At 61.4% G+C, this 18640-nt stretch carries 17 protein-coding genes and 1 other RNA gene; 12 read left to right on the top strand and 6 right to left on the bottom strand.

The features are described from left to right. Positions 1 to 254: 254 nt before the first annotated feature. From zipA to AB4O05_RS24935, 6 genes are all read left to right on the top strand, one after another. Complete coding sequence (gene zipA / locus AB4O05_RS24960) at positions 255 to 1115, top strand: cell division protein ZipA (RefSeq protein ID WP_460134775.1); 861 nt, start codon at positions 255 to 257, stop codon at positions 1113 to 1115. An 86-nt stretch (positions 1116 to 1201) separates the two neighbouring features. Continuing rightward, entirely contained in the window at positions 1202 to 3571 is a 2370-nt protein-coding gene (gene ligA, locus AB4O05_RS24955) for an NAD-dependent DNA ligase LigA (RefSeq protein WP_460134776.1), read from the top strand. Positions 3572 to 3756: 185 nt separating this feature from the next. Continuing rightward, on the top strand, positions 3757 to 4920 hold the full coding sequence (locus AB4O05_RS24950) for a zinc-binding metallopeptidase family protein (RefSeq protein ID WP_460134777.1): 1164 nt from the start codon (positions 3757 to 3759) through the stop codon (positions 4918 to 4920). Positions 4921 to 5137: 217 nt separating this feature from the next. After that, positions 5138 to 5234, top strand: an RNA gene (ffs, locus tag AB4O05_RS24945) — signal recognition particle sRNA small type. A gap of 244 nt (positions 5235 to 5478) precedes the next feature. After that, complete coding sequence (locus AB4O05_RS24940) at positions 5479 to 6525, top strand: N-acetylmuramidase family protein (protein ID WP_460134778.1); 1047 nt, start codon at positions 5479 to 5481, stop codon at positions 6523 to 6525. Position 6526: 1 nt separating this feature from the next. Next, entirely contained in the window at positions 6527 to 7123 is a 597-nt protein-coding gene (locus tag AB4O05_RS24935) for a hypothetical protein (RefSeq protein ID WP_460134779.1), read from the top strand. 58 nt (positions 7124 to 7181) lie between these two features. Here AB4O05_RS24935 and AB4O05_RS24930 read toward each other — a convergent pair whose 3' ends face one another. Further along, positions 7182 to 8087, bottom strand: a complete 906-nt coding sequence (locus AB4O05_RS24930) for a DUF2167 domain-containing protein (protein ID WP_460134780.1) — start codon at positions 8085 to 8087, stop codon at positions 7182 to 7184. Between the two features lie 61 nt (positions 8088 to 8148). Beyond that, positions 8149 to 9012, bottom strand: coding sequence for a LysR family transcriptional regulator (locus AB4O05_RS24925; protein ID WP_460134781.1), 864 nt, complete (start codon positions 9010 to 9012; stop codon positions 8149 to 8151). 102 nt (positions 9013 to 9114) lie between these two features. Between AB4O05_RS24925 and AB4O05_RS24920 the strand changes: the two genes are divergently transcribed. Further along, positions 9115 to 10074 carry a DMT family transporter gene (locus AB4O05_RS24920; protein WP_460134782.1) on the top strand — a complete coding sequence of 320 codons (960 nt, stop codon included), beginning with the start codon at positions 9115 to 9117 and terminating at the stop codon, positions 10072 to 10074. On the opposite strand, the gene AB4O05_RS24915 is transcribed toward AB4O05_RS24920, so the two are convergent. After that, complete coding sequence (locus AB4O05_RS24915) at positions 9988 to 10359, bottom strand: VOC family protein (RefSeq protein WP_460134783.1); 372 nt, start codon at positions 10357 to 10359, stop codon at positions 9988 to 9990. The genes AB4O05_RS24920 and AB4O05_RS24915 overlap by 87 nt on opposite strands. Before the next feature lie 257 nt (positions 10360 to 10616). Here AB4O05_RS24915 and dnaX point away from each other — a divergent pair, with 257 nt between their 5' ends. The 4 genes from dnaX to recR all read left to right on the top strand — a co-directional run bounded on the left by dnaX (position 10617) and on the right by recR (position 14911). After that, positions 10617 to 12689: a DNA polymerase III subunit gamma/tau gene (gene dnaX / locus AB4O05_RS24910; RefSeq protein ID WP_460134784.1), complete on the top strand. Its 2073-nt coding sequence runs from the start codon at positions 10617 to 10619 to the stop codon at positions 12687 to 12689. A 43-nt stretch (positions 12690 to 12732) separates the two neighbouring features. Then, positions 12733 to 13071 (top strand): YbaB/EbfC family nucleoid-associated protein, encoded by a 339-nt coding sequence (locus AB4O05_RS24905; RefSeq protein ID WP_003193199.1) that lies wholly within the window; start codon positions 12733 to 12735, stop codon positions 13069 to 13071. A gap of 136 nt (positions 13072 to 13207) precedes the next feature. After that, entirely contained in the window at positions 13208 to 14242 is a 1035-nt protein-coding gene (locus AB4O05_RS24900) for an NADP-dependent oxidoreductase (RefSeq protein ID WP_460134785.1), read from the top strand. Positions 14243 to 14308: 66 nt separating this feature from the next. Beyond that, positions 14309 to 14911, top strand: coding sequence for a recombination mediator RecR (gene recR / locus AB4O05_RS24895; protein ID WP_460134786.1), 603 nt, complete (start codon positions 14309 to 14311; stop codon positions 14909 to 14911). Between the two features lie 300 nt (positions 14912 to 15211). Here recR and AB4O05_RS24890 read toward each other — a convergent pair whose 3' ends face one another. Further along, positions 15212 to 15760, bottom strand: a complete 549-nt coding sequence (locus AB4O05_RS24890) for an adenine phosphoribosyltransferase (protein ID WP_460134788.1) — start codon at positions 15758 to 15760, stop codon at positions 15212 to 15214. A gap of 95 nt (positions 15761 to 15855) precedes the next feature. Next, positions 15856 to 16590, bottom strand: a complete 735-nt coding sequence (fnr, locus tag AB4O05_RS24885; protein ID WP_460134789.1) for a fumarate/nitrate reduction transcriptional regulator Fnr — start codon at positions 16588 to 16590, stop codon at positions 15856 to 15858. Between the two features lie 154 nt (positions 16591 to 16744). On the opposite strand from fnr, the gene AB4O05_RS24880 reads away from it, so the two are divergent. Then, positions 16745 to 17239, top strand: coding sequence for a hypothetical protein (locus tag AB4O05_RS24880; protein ID WP_460134790.1), 495 nt, complete (start codon positions 16745 to 16747; stop codon positions 17237 to 17239). Here AB4O05_RS24880 and hemN read toward each other — a convergent pair whose 3' ends face one another. Further along, positions 17240 to 18622 (bottom strand): oxygen-independent coproporphyrinogen III oxidase, encoded by a 1383-nt coding sequence (gene hemN / locus AB4O05_RS24875; protein WP_460134792.1) that lies wholly within the window; start codon positions 18620 to 18622, stop codon positions 17240 to 17242. Positions 18623 to 18640: the final 18 nt, after the last annotated feature.

Raw genomic sequence — 18640 nt, 5'->3', positions numbered from 1 at the left:
CAAGCGAGTTGGCTTGAGCTTGAAGCTTGAAGCTCACAGCTCACAACCAGTTGGCCCTGTACGCGGGATGCCCAGTGTGTCGAAAGTGACCAATCCGACACACTTCCCGCCAACTGTGCTAATTTAATGTCAATTTTTCGTATGCGTGGGCAAAACGTCAGTCAGAACATAGAGTTGGCGCCACGTTTTAAAGCGGTTTGCACGGTGCTAAACCCCTTATTTTTCAGCATTTTTTATTAGAGGCACGGGATTACATGGAAATCGGTCTGCGCGAGTGGCTGATCGTCATCGGCATAATTGTCATTGCCGGTATTCTTTTTGATGGCTGGCGCCGCATGCGCGGTGGCAAGGGCAAGCTCAAATTCCGTCTGGACCGCAACCTGTCCAACTTGCCCGACGACGACGGCAGCGCCGAGCTGCTGGGTCCGCCTCGTGTGCTGGATACCCATAAAGAGCCGCAACTGGACGAACACGACCTGCCGTCGATGAGCGCGCCGGTGCGTGAAGCCCGTGAACCGTCTTCCAAGCGTGGCAAGCGCGCCAGCGCCGCCGCCGAGCCGCATCAGGGGGACTTGAACCTCGATGTGGAAGAGGGGCCGAGCTTCAGCAGTCGCGACGACGATTTCCCGGATGAAAACGCAGGCAAGAGTTCGGCGCGTCAATCGGTCAACGATCAGCCTGCCGCCGAAGAAGTGCTGGTGATCAGCGTGATCTGCCGCGACGCCGCCGGCTTCAAAGGCCCGGCCTTGCTGCAGAACATCCTCGAAAGCGGCCTGCGCTTTGGCGAGATGGATATCTTCCATCGCCACGAAAGCATGACCGGCAATGGCGAAGTGCAATTCTCCATGGCCAATGCGGTCAAGCCGGGCACTTTCGATCTGGACGATATCGACCATTTCAGCACCCCGGCAGTGAGCTTCTTCCTCGGCCTGCCAGGTCCACGTCACCCGAAACAAGCGTTCGATGTGATGGTGGCCGCCGCCCGCAAACTGTCCCAGGAGCTCAACGGCGAGCTCAAGGACGACCAGCGCAGTGTGCTGACCGCCCAGACCATCGAACACTACCGTCAGCGCATCGTCGAGTTCGAGCGTCGCGCCCTGACACAGAAACGCTGAGGATTGGCTTCCAGCGTTGTCGATAGAATAAGCGCACCAACATTTGAGCAGCTTCGGCTGCTCTTTTGCTTTATGAGAGAACACCCATGACCGCCGCCCACACCCGCATCCTCGAACTGCGCGCTGAACTGGATCAGCACAACTACCGTTACCACGTGCTCGACGAGCCGAGTATTCCCGACGCCGAGTATGACCGGCTGTTCCACGAACTCAAGGCTCTGGAAGCCGAACATCCGGAACTGGTAACCCGTGATTCGCCGACGCAGCGGGTCGGCAGCGCGGCGCTGTCGGCGTTCACCCAGGTGCGCCATGAGATTCCGATGCTCAGCCTGGGCAACGCCTTCGATGAAGCCACCATGCTGGAATTCGATCGCCGGGTCACCGAAGGCCTCGACCTGCCGGTGGGCGATCTGTTTGGCGGCGGTGCTGCGGTGGAATACAGCTGCGAGCCCAAGCTGGACGGCCTGGCGGTCAGCCTGCTGTACCAGGACGGCGAACTGGTACGCGGCGCCACTCGTGGCGACGGCACCACCGGCGAAGACATCAGCGTCAACGTGCGCACCGTGCGCAATATTCCGTTGAAGCTGCACGGCACCGGCTGGCCGGCGACCCTGGAAGTACGCGGCGAAGTGTTCATGTCCAAGGCCGGTTTCGAGCGGCTCAACGCTTCGCAACTGGAAGTGGGCGGTAAGACCTTCGCCAACCCGCGCAACGCCGCCGCCGGCAGCCTGCGCCAGCTGGACTCGAAGATCACCGCCAGCCGCCCGCTGGAATTCTGCTGCTATGGCATCGGCCAGGTGACCGCCGACATCAGCGACACCCACATCGGCAACCTGAAGCAGTTGCAGAAGTGGGGCCTGCCCATCAGCCACGAGTTGAAGCTGGCCAAGGGCATTGAAGATTGCCTGGACTACTACCGCGATATCGGCGCGCGGCGTAACAGCCTGCCGTATGAAATCGACGGCGTGGTGTTCAAGGTCAACAGCATCGCCTCCCAGCGTGAACTGGGCTTTCGCGCCCGCGAGCCGCGCTGGGCCATCGCGCATAAATTCCCGGCCATGGAGGAACTCACCGAGCTGCTCGACGTGGAATTCCAAGTCGGCCGTACCGGTGCCGTAACGCCGGTGGCACGCTTGAAACCGGTCAAGGTCGCCGGCGTGACCGTATCCAACGCCACCTTGCACAACATGGACGAAGTGGCGCGCCTGGGCTTGATGATCGGCGATACCGTGATCATCCGCCGTGCCGGTGATGTGATCCCGCAAGTCGTGTCGGTGGTCAGCGAGCGGCGCCCGGAAAATGCCCGCGCGGTGCAGATCCCCGAGAGTTGCCCGGTGTGCGGTTCCCATGTGGAACGCACGCAACTGGTCAAGCGCAGCAAGGGCAAGGAAACCGTCAGCGAGGGCGCGGTGTACCGTTGCGTCGGGCGTCTGGCCTGTGGCGCGCAACTCAAGCAGGCTATTATCCATTTCGTTTCGCGCCGGGCCATGGACATCGACGGCCTGGGCGACAAGACCATCGAGCAACTGGTGGACGAGAAGCTGATCGGCTCGCCGGCCGACCTGTACAAGCTCAAGTACGAGCAGATCATCGATCTGGAAGGCTTTGCCGATGTTTCCAGCAAGAAGCTGATCACCGCCATCGAAAACAGCAAGCGCCCGACCCTGGCGCGTTTTATCTATGCGCTGGGCATTCCCGACGTGGGCGAGGAGACCGCCAAGGTGCTGGCGCGCTCCCTGGCCTCCCTGGAGCGCGTGCAGAAGGCCTTGCCCGAAGTGCTGACGTACTTGCCCGACGTGGGCCTGGAAGTGGCGCACGAGATCCACAGTTTCTTTGAAGACAGCCACAACCGACAGGTGATCGGCGCACTGCTGTCGCCGCACGAATGCGACCTGCAATTGCAGGAGCAGGGCGAATTGAGCGCCGATTTCGCCGCCAGCACCACCTTGGGCGGCTTGCTTGACAAGCTGAATGTGCCCAGCGTCGGGCCGGGTGCCGCGCAGAAACTCGCGGACAAGTTCGCCACCCTCGAAGGCGTGATCAAGGCCGACTGGCTCGACATGCGTCAAGCGTTGCCGGAGAAGCAGGCCAAGGCCGTGCGCGAGTTCTTCGACAACTCGGAGAATGCCCGCCATGCCCAGGCCATCGAGCAGCAACTCAAGGACTTCGGTATGCACTGGGACAGCGAGAAGAAAGTTGTCGAAGGCTTGTCCGAAGCCGGGCACACCTGGGTCCTGACCGGCACCCTGGAGCGCATGAGCCGCGACGTGGCCAAGGAAAAACTCGAAAGCCTGGGCGCCAAGGTGGCGGGTTCCGTTTCGGCGAAAACCCATTGCGTGGTGGCCGGTCCGGGAGCCGGTTCCAAATTGGCCAAGGCCAGCGAGCTGGGCCTGAAAGTGATGGACGAAGCGCAGTTCGTGGGCTTTTTGACCGATCACAACATCCCAATTGATTGACGTTGTAATGAGCGGGCTTGCCCTGATGCCAGTCAGTTAAGCGCAGCTCCCCTGTAGGAGCTGGCTTGCCTGCGATAGCGGCGGATCAGTAGACCCCTATGCCAACTGACCCACCGCCATCGCGGAAAGTGGAACGATCCCAAGCTCTAAATGATCTAGTCTCAGTCACCCAGAGAGAGATCGCCATGTTCCGCTACTTCGAGCAACTCAGTTCGCGCATCGCCGCACCGTTCATGGCCGACACCTCGCGCAGCAGCAAGGTCTGGCAATGCCGTTGCGGGCAGTCGCTGTTCTTTCGCAACAGCCAATGCCTGGCGTGCCAGGCGTTGCTCGGCTACCAGCCCCAGCAAAGCCGCCTGGCCTCCTTGCAGCCCGGCCCCGTCGAAGACACCTGGCTGCAGGACGATAACCTCGACGCCGGCGCCTTCCGTCGTTGCGCCAACCTCGACACCCCGGCGGCCTGCAACTGGCTGATCCCCGCCCATAGCACCGCAGCGCTGTGTGTGGCCTGCAGTCTCAACCGCACCATCCCGGACCTGTCGATCCCGGAAAACCACGAACGCTGGTGCAAGGTGGAAACCGCCAAGCGCCGGCTGGTGGCGCAACTGATCAGCCTCGGCCTGCGCGTCGTGCCCAGGAGTGTCGACGAAGACGCCGGCCTGGCCTTCGATTTCGTCGGTATCGACCTTGAAGGCAACGCGCCGATGACGGGCCACGCCAATGGCCTGATCACCCTGGACATCAAGGAGGCCGACGATGCCCATCGCGAAAAAGTCCGCGTACAGATGCGCGAGCCCTACCGCACCTTGCTTGGCCACTTTCGCCACGAGGTCGGCCACTACTACTGGGATCGCCTGATCGCCAACAGCCACTGGCTGCAGCCTTTTCGCAACCTGTTCGGCGACGAACGCGCCAGCTACGCCGACGCCCTCGACCAGCACTACCAGAACGGCCCGCGTGCCGACTGGCAACAAAACTGCGTCAGCGCCTACGCCACCATGCACCCCTGGGAAGACTGGGCCGAAACCTGGGCGCACTACCTGCACATGATGGATGCCGTCGACACGGCCCTGGGCTTTGGCATGAGCGCCCGCGAGATGGACCTGGATTACCAGCCGTTTCCGCTCACCACCCTCTATGATCCCGAACACGCCAGTGGCCCGGCGTTCCTGGCATTCGTCAACGCCTGGATCGAACTGGCCGGCATGCTCAATGAACTGTCCCGTGCCATGGGCCAGCCGGATTTCTACCCCTTTGTGCTGCCGCCGGCGGTGATCGCCAAATTGCACTTCATACACCTGGTGATCCAGGAAGAGGGTGGCAGGGCGGATGAGGCGGTTCTTTTGTAGGCGTGAGCTTGCTCGTGAAGGGCGCGGGTGTTCTGGATGTGCGTGGGGTCTGTGAATTTTTTCGCGAGCAAGCTCGCTCCTGCAGGGAATGGTGGGAGCCGGTAGGCAAGTGCTTGAACCATCGAATGTTTTTAATCCGGAACCAACGGTTGTAACTTCCGATCAGATCGGTACAATGGCCCCGCTTGCCGAGAGGCCAGCGTCGTTATGGTGACCCCATCGGTCCCCCCGCAACGATTACCCGTGAACCTGGTCAGAGCCGGAAGGCAGCAGCCACAGCGGGAACATTGTGTGCCGGGGTGTGGCTGGTGGGGTTGCCTCCATAACGCTCCCCCGCAGTCAGCAACACACCCTTCGCTTCAAATCCCATGTATTTCCAGTCAACCGCCGATGTTTATTGCGCGGTCGATGACGGCTATTTCACAACTTTTAAAAGCCTCGCTGGACAACCCAAAACTGCCTTGTTAGTTTCCGCCAGCCCCTTGTTTCAGAATATGACAATGGCGCTGGGTTGATATTGAAGTGCTATCACTTCTTTAACTAACAAGGATGTCTGTGATGAAAAGCCTGCAAGGGTTACCCCGTCTTATCAGTGCTTCGGTAGGCGCCCCCGGTAAAGCCCGCAACTTGCCCGCCGATGTTCAGTGCATCCAGTATTTATTCAATTTGATCATTCCCAAGATGGGCTTCCCGCTGGCCGAAAATGGCAAGTGCGACGGCCAGTTGGTGCAGTGCATCAGCCAGTACCAGTTCCGTCATCTCAAATACGCTCACCCCGATGGCGTGATCGACCCCACTGGGCGCACCTTCAACAGCCTGATCGAAGAAGCGGTGAAAGTGCCGGTAAAAGCCTTCCCGAGCATGCGCATCCCGAGCTTTCTCAACGTGTTCGGCAATAACAACGGCGATGCGGTGCAGGCCACGGTCAATGTGTACCTGGACCGCATGCGTGCGATGGTCGAGGCCGAGCGACGCAACCGGCAACTGATGCTGCAGGCCACGTGCGACGGGGGCATGACCCTCAGCGAGACGGACTTCCAGAATGCCGCCACGCAACTGGGCGGCGGTATTTCGGTGAATATCATCAAGGCCTTCGCCACCGTGGAGTCCGGCGGGCGCTCTGGCTTCGGCCCGGCGAAGTTGCCGGTGATCGCCTTTGAAGGTCACCTGTTTCGCAAGTACACCAAGCACATCTACGACCAGGCGCACCCGCTGCTGTCTTACCCCTACAAGAAAAAGGCCGGGCCGCAGTGGCAGACCAACAACAAGGACCAGACCAAGGCCTGGGAAACCATGGCCACCGCGTTTGCCTTGGACCAGGAAGCGGCCCTGATGTCGGCCTCGTGGGGCATGTTCCAGATCATGGGCTTCAACTTTGCGTCGTGCGGTTACAAGACGGTATTTGAATTTTCGGCGGCACTGAAAGTAAATGCCGGCAACCAACTAAAAGCGTTCCTCGGCTTTTGCAGCAAGAGCCCGGCATTAATGAAGGCCATGAAAGCCAAGGATTTTACCGGTATGGCACGTAACTATAACGGTGAGGACTACGGCAACTATGACGTCCTTATGCAAAAAGCCTACGAAAAACTTGAAGGGAAAAAATAGGATGATCCGTTTTCTAGCGATAGGTGTGTTGTCGTTGTGCGCCGGGGGCTCAGCCTTGGCCGGTTCGGCCGCGTTGCATTCGGGTAAGTATGAAGGGCTGATGCTGGCGGTGACGCCGGAGCATCAGGTCGAAGGTTTCTATTCGGAAGCGATGGGCGAGGGCGTTACCCGCAGTTGCACGTTCTACCTGCAAGGCAAGCCCGGCGCGCTTACCACCTGGCTCGACGAGGCCTACCCTGGCAGCGTGGCGCCCTCGTCCGACGGCGTGACCCTGACGGTGGAGCGCGGCCGCGAGCATCCAGGGTGTCTCAATGTGCTGATGCCGGAGATTGCCACCGGCCTGGACCTGACCCAGACCGCCAACAAAAAGTGGATCGGCCTGGTCACCGTGTCGGCCGACAAGGCATACCTGCTGAAAAATCCAAGCGCCAAGGCCGCCAAACGCCCGTACATCGTCAAGAACGATGTGGTGGGGGTGCTGGCGTTCAAGGATGGCTGGGCCCAGGTGGAGTTCATCAACGCCGATGATCGTTCGTTCACCGGCTGGATCAGTCAGGATCAATACAGCCGTCTCGCCGCGCCCACTGCTCAGCACTGAGTGCTTCCCCCCCACGCCGCTGTGTGCCAGGCACACAGCGGCGTTTTCATGTCCGGGCTCAGGCCTTGTTACGGTTGAACAGTTTGCGCACGCCAGCGAGCAGCGCTACCACGCCAATCACCAGAAACTTCTTCGCTGCCAGCAGGAAGATGCCGATCTTGGCGAACAGACCGGCCTTGGCGGCTATTCCGCCGGCCACCAGAGCGGCGAGGCCGTAAGTGGCCAGCTTGTCGGTTTTCGGGTTGAAGTCGGTGTAGAGGTTACCGTCGGTGAAGTTGGTGAAGGCCAGGACCTTGGGCAGTTCCTGCTTGATGGTCGGCAGGTCGGCCATGGCCGCGACGGCGTTGAGTTCCAGCACGCCTTCACGACCCAGCACGCGGATGCTGTAGTTGAGGGTGTTCTGTTCGGCGTCATCGGCTTTGAGCTCACGCGCCCAGTACATTTTGTGGGACGTGTCGTCATAGTGCGGCGGCTCAGCCCAGCCCAGCAGGTGCAGGCCGGCGTAGCCTTGTTTCTGGCGCTCCTGGTTCTCGGCTTCGTCTTCTTCCTGCATTTGCTTGAGCAGGTCGGTGTAGTCGATTTTTGCGGCGTCTTCGTCGGAAATGTGCCCATCCGCCTTGTAGCTGACGATCACGCCCCAACCGCGTTCCGACAGCGGACTGACGGCTTTGGGCACGATCATGCCCAGGGTCTTGAAGCCTGGCGGGTTACCCCAGCCATCGGTGAGCAGGCGCTCGGTGTCGGCAGGGTTGAGGTAGTAGAACTCGTCGTTGAGCTTGAGCGTTGCAATGCCACTGGGCAGGGTGACCGTGCCGGTCTGTTGCTTGAGTGAGGCAAGAAAATGCTCGGCGGTCTCGGCGGGCGCACTGGCTTCAACCGGCGCAGCGGGTGCGGAAGCGGCAAAAGCGGGGGCGGCAGGCAGGCTCAGCGCGGTCGCCGCCAACAACAGGCGAAAGTAATTCATGGTAGTCCCTTACATTTTGAATTAATTTCGCGGAAGGATAACTGAAATAACCTGTTACAGGTTAGCCGAAGGTCTCGCGCAGCAGTCCGGCAAACGCATCCCTCGCCAGATGCCGCTGGGTGTCTTTGTGCCAGAACAGTAGGTTGTCCACAGCCTGCAATTCGTCAAACCGGTACGACGCCAACTGATCGGCCTGCTCATAGCGGGCCAGGATGCCTTCCGGCGCCAGCGCCACGCCAATCCCCGCACTCACACAACCAATGATCGTGCCCCAGCTGGCATAGCTGGCGATGGCCGGCTTGAATGCATGGGGCTTGAGCCAGTTTTCCAGTGCCGCCCGGTAAGGGCAGCCTGCCGGCCACACCAGCAGGGTGCGGCCGGCGAGGTCTTCGGCACTGCGGATCGGCGCGCTGGAGGCGCTGGCGATCAGCACCAGGCGTTCGCTGTAGACCACGCTGTGTTCGAGCTTGACGCGCTTGTTGCTGGCCGCCACCAGCGCGACGTCCAGGCGATGGTGCTGCAGATCGTCGAGCAACTGGGCCCAGGAGCCGGTCACCAGCTCCAGGCTGACGTCGGGGTAGCGTCTGTGATATTCCGCCAGCAGCGGCGGCAGGCGCCCGCTGGCACTGGACTCCACCGCGCCGATGCGCAAGGTGCCACGGGGAACGGCGTTGGCGTCCACTGCGCGTTTGGATTCATCCACCAGCGCGAGGATGCGCTCGCAATACTCCAGGAAAATCTCACCGGCGGCGCTGATGGCCAGCCCACGTCCGGCACGGATGAACAGCGACGTCCCCAATTCGCTTTCCAACTGCTTGATACGTGTGGTGATGTTCGACGGCACGCAGTGCAATTGCTGTGCGGCCTGGGCCACGCTGCCGGTTTGCGCCACGGCTCGCAGCATTTTCAGTTGGGCCAGTTCCATTGTTCAGTTCCGCTGATTTCAGAAGTCAGAAACACTTAATTGTCCTACTGCTTGTACGGGCCAAGACTGACGGCATTCCTTCTCAGTTTCTGGACACCATCGATGAAAACCCCGTCACCCCTGAAGCTTACGCTAGTCATTGCCGGCGTGATCCTCTGTTGGGCCTTTTCGCCGACTGGCGTGCACATGGGCTTGCACAGCTACAGCCCCGGCCAACTGGCGTTGCTGCGGTTTCTGATTGCCTCGGTCTTTATGGGCGGTGTGGCCCTGGTGACGGGCATCGGCCGACCGCGCCTGCGGGATGTGCCGTGGTTGTTGGTGCTGGGCTTTTTCGGCGTGTTCCTGCACCACATGAGCCTCAATGCCGGGCAGCAATGGGTAACGGCGGCGGCGTCCAGTGTATTGGCGCAGTCGGCGCCGCTGTTCAGTGTGCTCATCGCGTATTTCTGCTTGAAGGAACGCGTCAGCGCCTGGTGCTGGAGCTGCGTGCTGGTGGGGTTGCTGGGTGTGCTGGTGGTGATCTGGGGCGATCAGGGCGTGGGCACTATTGACCCGCGCGGTTTGCTGATCCTGCTGGCGGCGCTCTCGTGGAGCGTGTATTTCGCCATCCAGAAACACTATGCCTACCGCTACAGCCCGCTGACCATGGCGTGCTACATGGTGTGGTCGGGCACCCTGATGCTCTGCGTTAACCTGCCGGGTCTGCCCACGGCCGCAGTACGGGCGTCGTTGCCGGATAACCTGGCGGTGCTGGTGTTGGGTATTTTCCCCAGCGCCTTGGCATACCTGGCCTGGGGCTATGTACTAAAGCATGTCGAGGTCAGCCGCGCGTCGGTGGCGATGTACCTGATCCCGCCGGTGGCAATGGTGATGGCTGCGACACTGCTGGGTGAACAGATTGCCCAGCAGGTGGTGATCGGCGGCGTGATTGTATTGACGAGCGTGGCGGCCATCAGCCTGGAGGGGCGCTGGCGGTCAGTCGTTCAGGCAGAACGCGCGCAACCGGTGGCCGTCGAGGTCCTGGGCGACGAAGGTGTAGCCGAAGTCCAGGGTCGTAGGTGACTGGATAATGATGGCGCCCCGTTCCACCCATTGGTGGTGCAGCGTGTCCACGGCGGCTGTGTCGGGCAGCGAGAAGCCCACTTCACCACCACCGCCAGTGAGCTGGGCTGCCGGCTCGACGGTATGGCGCGACCAAAGCCCGAGCTTTACACCATTGTCGAGAATGAACAGGGCAAAGGTCGGGTTCAATTCGACCGGCGGCTTGTCCAGCAGGCGGCTATAGAAGTTGGCACTGGTGGCCGGGCTGTCGACGTACAGCAGGCAGTAATGGGCGATGGTGTTCATGCGAGCTCCTTGAGAACGGGCGTTGTGTGGCGCCGAGTCTATAAGGGGCGCCTGTCAGTTCTTGTCAGGAGCGTGTACGGGCACCGGGTTTTTGCCGGACATTTTCATCCGCAACTGCGCGCATACACTCTCCGGGTCCAGGCCTTCGCGGGACCGGCCAGGCGAGCTTGGTCAGATTAGACGAGCGTGCCGGATGCAATTTCCCCCTTGCTCCGCTAGCATTACCGGCTTCCGCTTCCCAGTTGCGACGGTTTTCGATGAGTTATCAGGTTCTTGCACGTAAATGGCGCCCGCGCTCGTTCCGCGAAATGGTCGGCCAGACCCATGTGCTCAAGGCTCTGATCAATGCCTTGGACAGCCAACGGCTGCACCATGCCTACCTGTTTACCGGGACCCGGGGGGTGGGCAAGACCACGATTGCGCGCATCATCGCCAAATGCCTGAATTGTGAAACCGGCATCACCTCGACGCCCTGCGGCACCTGTTCGGTGTGCCGGGAAATCGACGAAGGGCGTTTCGTCGACCTGATCGAGATCGACGCCGCGAGCCGCACCAAGGTCGAAGACACCCGTGAACTGCTCGACAACGTGCAGTACGCGCCAAGCCGCGGGCGCTTCAAGGTCTACCTGATCGACGAAGTGCACATGCTCTCCAGCCATTCCTTCAACGCCTTGTTGAAAACCCTGGAAGAGCCGCCGCCCTACGTCAAATTCATCCTCGCCACCACCGACCCGCAGAAACTGCCGGCGACGATTCTGTCGCGGTGCCTGCAGTTTTCCCTGAAAAACATGACCCCCGAGCGGGTGGTCGAGCATTTGACCCACGTGCTGGGCGTCGAGAACGTGCCGTTCGAAGACGACGCGTTGTGGCTGCTCGGCCGCGCCGCCGATGGTTCGATGCGCGATGCGATGAGCCTCACCGACCAGGCCATCGCGTTTGGTGAAGGCAAGGTCATGGCCGCCGACGTGCGCGCCATGCTCGGCACCCTCGACCACGGCCAGGTATTCGACGTGCTGCACGCGCTGATCGAAGGCGATGCCAGGGCGTTGCTCGAAGCGGTGCGCCATTTGTCGGAGCAGGGCCCGGACTGGAACGGCGTGCTCTCCGAAATCCTCAATGTGCTGCACCGCGTCGCCATCGCCCAGGCCCTGCCCGAGGGGGTCGACAACGGCCATGGCGACCGCGATCGCGTGTTGGCCCTGGCCCAGGCGCTGCCGGCCGAAGACGTGCAGTTCTACTACCAGATGGGGTTGATTGGCCGTCGTGATCTGCCTTTGGCGCCGGACCCGCGCGGTGGCTTCGAAATGGTCCTGCTGCGAATGCTGGCCTTCCGGCCCGCCGATTCGGCCGATGCGCCGAGACAACCGCTAAAGCCAGTGGGGATCAGCCAGGCCACAGTTGATTCCGCCAAGCCAGTGGCTGGCGCGGCGGAGGTCGCGCCAGTGGTTGCTGCGTCTGCGCCGGTTGCGCCGGCCCCTGAGCCCGCACCTGCGGTGGCGGCGCCCGTGGTTGAGCCCGAGCCGGTGATCGAGCCAGAGCCGGCGCCCGAGCCCGCGCCGGTCGTCGACCTGCCCTGGAACGACCCGGTAGACGCCGAGGCCGACATCGAGCTGCAGCCCGCCGTGGAGCCCGTCCTGGAAACCAGCGGCGAGCAACCTGAATTGACGCCGATGCCCACGCCCACCCCGGACAGCGTGGTTCCTGATGCGCCGGAATGGGTGTCGGCGCCGGTACCGGAGCCGACCGTCGCCCAAGTGGAGGCCGCCACGCCGGGCATCGACCTCGACGACGAGCCGCCGCTGGACGAAGACTACATCGAGCCGGACATGGATTCGGCCTACAGCTACCTGGACGAACTGGCCAGTGAACACACCGCTGAGCCTGCGCCCGAGCCCGAGCCTGAACCCGCCGCAGCGCCGGCCACCGGCCTGGCCCTGCAATGGCTGGAGCTGTTCCCGAAACTGCCGATCTCCGGCATGACCGGCAGCATCGCCGCCAACTGCACCCTTATCTCCATCGACGGCGACCACTGGGTATTGCACCTGGACCCGGCCCACAGCGCCCTGTTCAACGCGACCCAGCAACGGCGCCTCAACGATGCCTTGAACCAGTACCATGAGCGCACGCTGACCATCGCCATCGAGCTGATCAAGCCCGAGCAGGAAACCCCGGCCCAGGCCGCCACGCGTCGGCGCCTCAACCGCCAGCGCGAGGCCGAGGCGTCGATCCATGGCGATCCGCTCATCCAGCAAATGATGCAACAGTTCGGTGCGGTCGTCCGTCACGATACTATTGAACCTGTCGAAGCTCCGGTGCCCCAAGCGTCATGACACCGGGCTATTAATTGATCCACGTACTTTTGAGGTGATTCCCATGATGAAAGGTGGCATGGCCGGCCTGATGAAGCAGGCGCAGCAGATGCAGGAAAAGATGGCCAAGATGCAGGAAGAACTGGCCAACGCCGAAGTCACCGGTAAAGCGGGTGGTGATATGGTCAGCGTGGTGATGACCGGTCGTCACGACATCAAGCGCGTAAGCATCGACCCAAGCGTGCTGCCAGGCGTGGGTGAGGATGACCTGGAAATGCTCGAGGCGCTGTTCGCCGCCGCCGTCAACGACGCCGTGCGCAAGATCGAAGCCAACAGCCAGGACAAAATGTCCGGCGTGACCGCTGGCATGCAACTGCCGCCGGGTATGAAGCTGCCGTTCTGATTGGCGAGCGTCAGCAGCCACATAAATGCCAGGCGTCGCGCCTGGCATTTTTTTTGGGCGCTGATCCGATCGAACCCTGGGGGAGCTACCATGGTCTGCACCCTATACCGATGAATTCGATAAAGGAGCTCCTTTCATGTCTCAAGAACCGACCCTTAACCAACGCATTGTGTTGGTCTCGCGCCCTCACGGCGCGCCCACCCCGGAAAACTTCCGCCTGGAACGTGTCAGCCTGCCGGAATTGGCGGACGGCCAGGTACTGCTCAAAACCCTGTACCTGTCCCTCGACCCCTACATGCGCGGCCGCATGAGTGACGCACCGTCCTACGCCGCGCCGGTGGAAATCGGCGAGGTAATGACCGGCGGCGCTGTCAGCCGTATCGAGCAATCGCGTAATCCCAAATTCGAGGTGGGTGACCTCGTGGTGGGCGCCACCGGTTGGCAGAGCCACAGCATTTGCGACGGACGCAATCTGATCCCCGTGCCTGGCGGCCTGGCCAGCCCCTCCATGGCGCTGGGTGTGCTGGGCATGCCAGGCATGACCGCCTACATGGGCCTGATGGACATTGGCCAGCCCAAGGCCGGGGAAACCCTGGTAGTGGCCGCGGCTTCCGGCGCGGTCGGCTCGGTGGTGGGCCAGGTGGCCAAGCTCAAGGGCCTGCGTGTGGTCGGGGTGGCCGGTGGTGCCGACAAGTGCCGTTATGTGGTGGATGAGCTGGGCTTTGATGCCTGCATCGACCACAAGAGCGCAGGCTTTGCCGACGAACTGGCCCAGGCGTGCGTCAAGGGCGTGGACATCTACTTCGAGAACGTCGGTGGCAAGGTGTTCGACGCCGTGCTGCCGTTGCTCAACCCCAAGGCGCGCATTCCCCTGTGCGGGTTGATCGCCGGTTACAACGCCCATGAAGCACCCAGCGGCCCTGATCGCCTGCCGGCCCTGCAACGCACCCTGTTGACCAAGCGTGTGCGCATCCAGGGCTTTATCGTGTTCGACGACTATGGCGATCGCCAGCCTGAGTTCCTTAGTGCGATGGCGCCGTGGGTACGCGAGGGCAAGATCAAATTCCGCGAAGACGTGGTGGATGGCCTGGAGCAGGCACCCGAAGCCTTTATCGGCTTGCTCGAGGGGCGCAACTTCGGCAAGTTGGTGGTGCGCGTCGCGCAGGATTGAGCATTTGACGCTAATCCGGGGCGCGGGTATAAACCGCGTCTCGTTGTTTTGTCGGACCATTGCCCCATGAGCTTCAGCCCCTTGATTCGTCAACTGATCGACGCCCTGCGCACGTTGCCGGGTGTCGGCCAGAAAACCGCCCAGCGCATGGCGCTGCAACTGCTGGAGCGTGATCGCAGCGGCGGCACCCGGTTGGCCCAGGCCCTGAGCCAGGCCATGGAAGGTGTTGGCCATTGCCGCCAGTGCCGCACCCTCACCGAAGAAGAACTCTGCCCGCAATGCGCCGACCCGCGCCGCGACGACACGCTGCTGTGTGTGGTGGAAGGTCCGATGGATGTGTACGCGGTGGAGCAGACCGGCTATCGCGGGCGTTACTTTGTGCTCAAGGGCCACCTGTCGCCGCTGGACGGCCTGGGCCCGGAAGCCATCGGTATTCCGCAACTGGTGGCGCGGATTGAAGAGCAGGGCACCTTTACCGAAGTGATCCTGGCCACCAACCCGACGGTGGAAGGCGAAGCGACCGCCCATTACATCGCCCAATTGTTGAGCAACAAAGGTTTGATCACCTCGCGTATCGCCCATGGCGTGCCGCTGGGGGGCGAGTTGGAACTGGTGGATGGCGGCACCCTGGCGCATTCGTTCGCCGGTCGCAAGCCGATCGCGCTCTAAAGAACACCGCAGGATCCAATGTGGAAGCCGGGCTTGCCCCTGGACGGCGTCATAGCCGACAGATAGAGAGCTGGCGAAACGCGACCAACTGTGGGAGCGGGCTTGCTCGCGAAAGCGGTGGTTCAGTCAAAGATGTATTCACTGACACACCGCTTTCGCGAGCAAGCCCGCTCCCACAATTAAATCGCAATAATCCCGTTAAATACTTTTCGCTTGGCAGGCCGTCACGGGAGGCAAGCTCCCTCGCCACAAAGTTTCGCGTAGATACCGATGCCGCGATGGCGTCAGTCCGGTCAATCGTTAACGATCAGTCAACGCAAACTGCGTCAGGCAAAAAGCCGGAATCCCCATATCTTCCAAGCGCTGCGAGCCACCCAACTCCGGCAAATCGATAATCGCCGCCGCTTCGAAGACCTTCGCGCCCATGCGCCGCACCAGGTTCGCTGCGGCGATCAAGGTCCCGCCGGTGGCGATCAGGTCATCGAAGATCAGCACCGAATCGCCCTCGCACAGGCTGTCGGCATGTACTTCCAGGAAGGCCTCGCCGTATTCGGTCTGGTAACCCTCGCACAGCACGTCAGCCGGCAGCTTGCCCTGCTTGCGGAACAGGATCAGCGGTTTGTTCAGTTGGTAGGCGATGATCGAGCCGATCAGGAAGCCGCGTGCATCCATTGCGCCGATATGGCTGAAGTCAGCCTCGACATAGCGGTGCGCAAAGGTGTCGGCCACCAGGCGCAGGGCTTTGGGCGATTGGAACAGCGGCGTGATGTCCCGAAAGATCACCCCAGGTTTGGGGAAGTCGATGACGGGGCGGATCAGGGATTTGATGTCGAACGAATCGAAGGTCATCGTCGAAGAGTCCTGGGAGCGGAAAACGGACTCGAAGTATACCCGCGGCCTCGCCGATTGGCGCGGCCGCGGGTGTCTGGATCAGCCTTCGTGCATCAGCCTTCGAGTGAACCACCGGCCAGTGCGCAGAGTTGGATCGGGTCGAGGATGTGCACTTCCTTGCCTTCGGCCGCCAGCAATTCGTTCTGCTGGAAACGGGTAAAGACGCGGGACACGGTTTCCACCGCCAGCCCCAGGTAATTGCCGATTTCGTTGCGCGACATGCTCAAGCGGAACTGGTTGGCCGAAAAACCACGGGCACGGAAACGCGCCGACAGGTTGACCAGGAAGGTTGCGATGCGCTCGTCAGCGGTTTTCTTGGACAACAGCAGCATCATTTGCTGGTCGTCACGGATCTCGCGGCTCATCACACGCATCAGCTGGCGGCGCAGTTGCGGCAATTGCAGGGCCAGCTCGTCGAGGCGCTCGAAGGGGATTTCGCACACCGAGGTGGTTTCCAGAGCCTGGGCCGACACCGGGTGAATTTCGGTGTCCATGCCCGACAACCCCACCAGTTCGCTGGGCAAGTGGAAACCGGTGATTTGCTCTTCGCCGCCGTCGCTCAGGCTGAACGTCTTCAACGCCCCCGAACGAACTGCATACACGGAATCGAACTTGTCGCCCTGGCGAAACAGAAACTCGCCTTTTTTCAGCGGGCGACCGCGTTTTACGATCTCGTCCAGCGCATCCATGTCTTCCAAATTCAACGAAAGTGGTAAGCAGAGGGGGGCCAGACTGCAATCCTTGCAGTGAGCTTGGCCGTGAGCACGCAGTTTGGCTGGCTCGGACATTTCTTAGATCCTTGTGGGAAAACACACATAAGACGTAAGGGTACCGCACTGTGGGGTCGTGAGCCAGCATGTACAAAAAAGCAGTACCGATATATAGCTTTAGGTATCCGGGCCGATACAAAGCAATGAATCCCTGAGTTTGGAGGCTCTAATCGTGATTTCCCTGGGTAGCAATGCCCCCGCAAGCACTCACCCCACGCCCTTGCCGGAACCCAAGGACCTGGTGGCGGAAACGAAAGCGGCCGCTGCTGCCAAGGAACTCAGCGACGCCACTAGCGCGCCGCTCAGGAAACCCCAGGACACCGAGGGCGTGGTGGTGACTTTTTCCGGTGCCGCCTTGCAGGCCATGAGCGCGACGAAGAAATCCAACAGCGATATCGACGAGAGCGGCCTGCCGGACAACGTTCAGCAGGTGCTGAAGATGATCCGCAAGATCAAAGCGCAGATCGCCGAGAAGCAGGCTGAACTGCAAGCGGTGATGGCGGACAAGCGCCTTAACCCGGAAGAGGCCCGGATCAAGATCAAAAATCTGCAGGGCGCGCTCAGTGCTTTGCAGGCCAGCCTGGTTACCGCCCAGACCTCCCTGGCCAAGGCGATGAAAGGCTTGAGTGGCGAAGACGCCCTCAAGGCCGCTGCGTTGTCGATGTAACTAGATCACCTGTGAAAAGCGCTGTCGGTTGTGATGTTCCAGGTAGGCATCGAACACCATGCACACCGCTCGCACCAGCAGTCGCCCGGCAGGCAGTACGCGAATGCCCTGGGCGTCGAGTTCGATCAGTCCGTCGTCGGCCATGGCTTGCAGCTGTGGCCAGACGGCGTCGAAGTAGCCGCGAAAATCAATGTTGAAGGCCTGTTCGATCTGCTCGAATACCAGGCTGAAATTGCAGATCAACTGCTGAATCACTTCTCGCCGCAGGCGATCATCCGCAGTGCAGACCAGGCCACGGCTGGTGGCCAGTTGCGCGCCGGCCAAGGCGTTCTGGTAACCGTTGAGGTCGCTGCTGTTCTGGCAGTACAGGTCGCCCACCTGGCTGATGGCCGAGACGCCGAGCCCGATCAGGTCGCAATGCCCATGGGTGGTATAGCCCTGGAAATTACGCTGCAGGGTGCCTTCTTCCTGGGCAATGGCCAATTCGTCATCGGGCAGGGCGAAGTGGTCCATGCCGATGTAGCGGTAGCCGGCCTGGGTCAGTTGCTCGATGGTGGTTTGCAGCATCAGCAACTTGGAGGCCGGCGTCGGCAGTTCGTCGCTGTTGATCCGCCGCTGGGGCATGAAGCGCTCCGGCAGGTGTGCGTAGTTGAACACTGACAGGCGGTCCGGTTGCAGCTTGATCACTTCCTCCACGGTGCGCGAAAAGTTGATCGGCGTTTGTTTGGGCAGGCCATAGATCAGGTCGATATTGATCGAGCGAAATTGCAGCGTGCGCGACGCATCGATCACCGCGCGGGTTTCTTCCAGGCTCTGCAGGCGGTTGACCGCGCGTTGCACGTCCGGGTCGAGGTCCTGCAGGCCGATGCTCACGCGGTTGAAGCCCAGCTCACGCAGCAGGCCCATGGTGGCCCAGTCGGCTTCGCGCGGGTCGATCTCGATGCCGTAGTCGCCGGAGTCATCGTCCAGCAAATTAAAGTGTTGGCGCAGGCTGCCCATGACCTGCCGCAGTTCGTCGTGGCTGAGAAAGGTCGGGGTGCCACCGCCCAAGTGCAGTTGTTCGACCGGCTGTTTGGGGTCGAGGTGGCAGGCCACCAGCTGGATCTCCTGTTCCAGGCGTTGCAGGTAGGCCTGGGCGCGGCCGCGATCCTTGGTGATGACTTTGTTGCAGGCGCAGTAGTAGCAAATGTTCGCGCAAAACGGCACATGCACATACAGCGACAGCGGCCGCATGGCCTTGCGGCTGTCGCGCAGGGCATGGAGCAGGTCGAAGGTGCCGATCTGGCTGTCGAATTGTACGGCGGTGGGGTAGGAGGTATAGCGCGGCCCCGCCAGGTCGTAGCGTTGAATCAGGTCGGTGTCCCAACAAATGGTGTCGAGCATGCGGGTATCCCCCGGAGA

The organism is Pseudomonas sp. S1_G07, assembly GCF_054668565.1.
The sequence above is the reverse complement of the archived record's forward strand: the minus strand, read 5'-3'. Positions and strand labels throughout refer to the sequence as shown.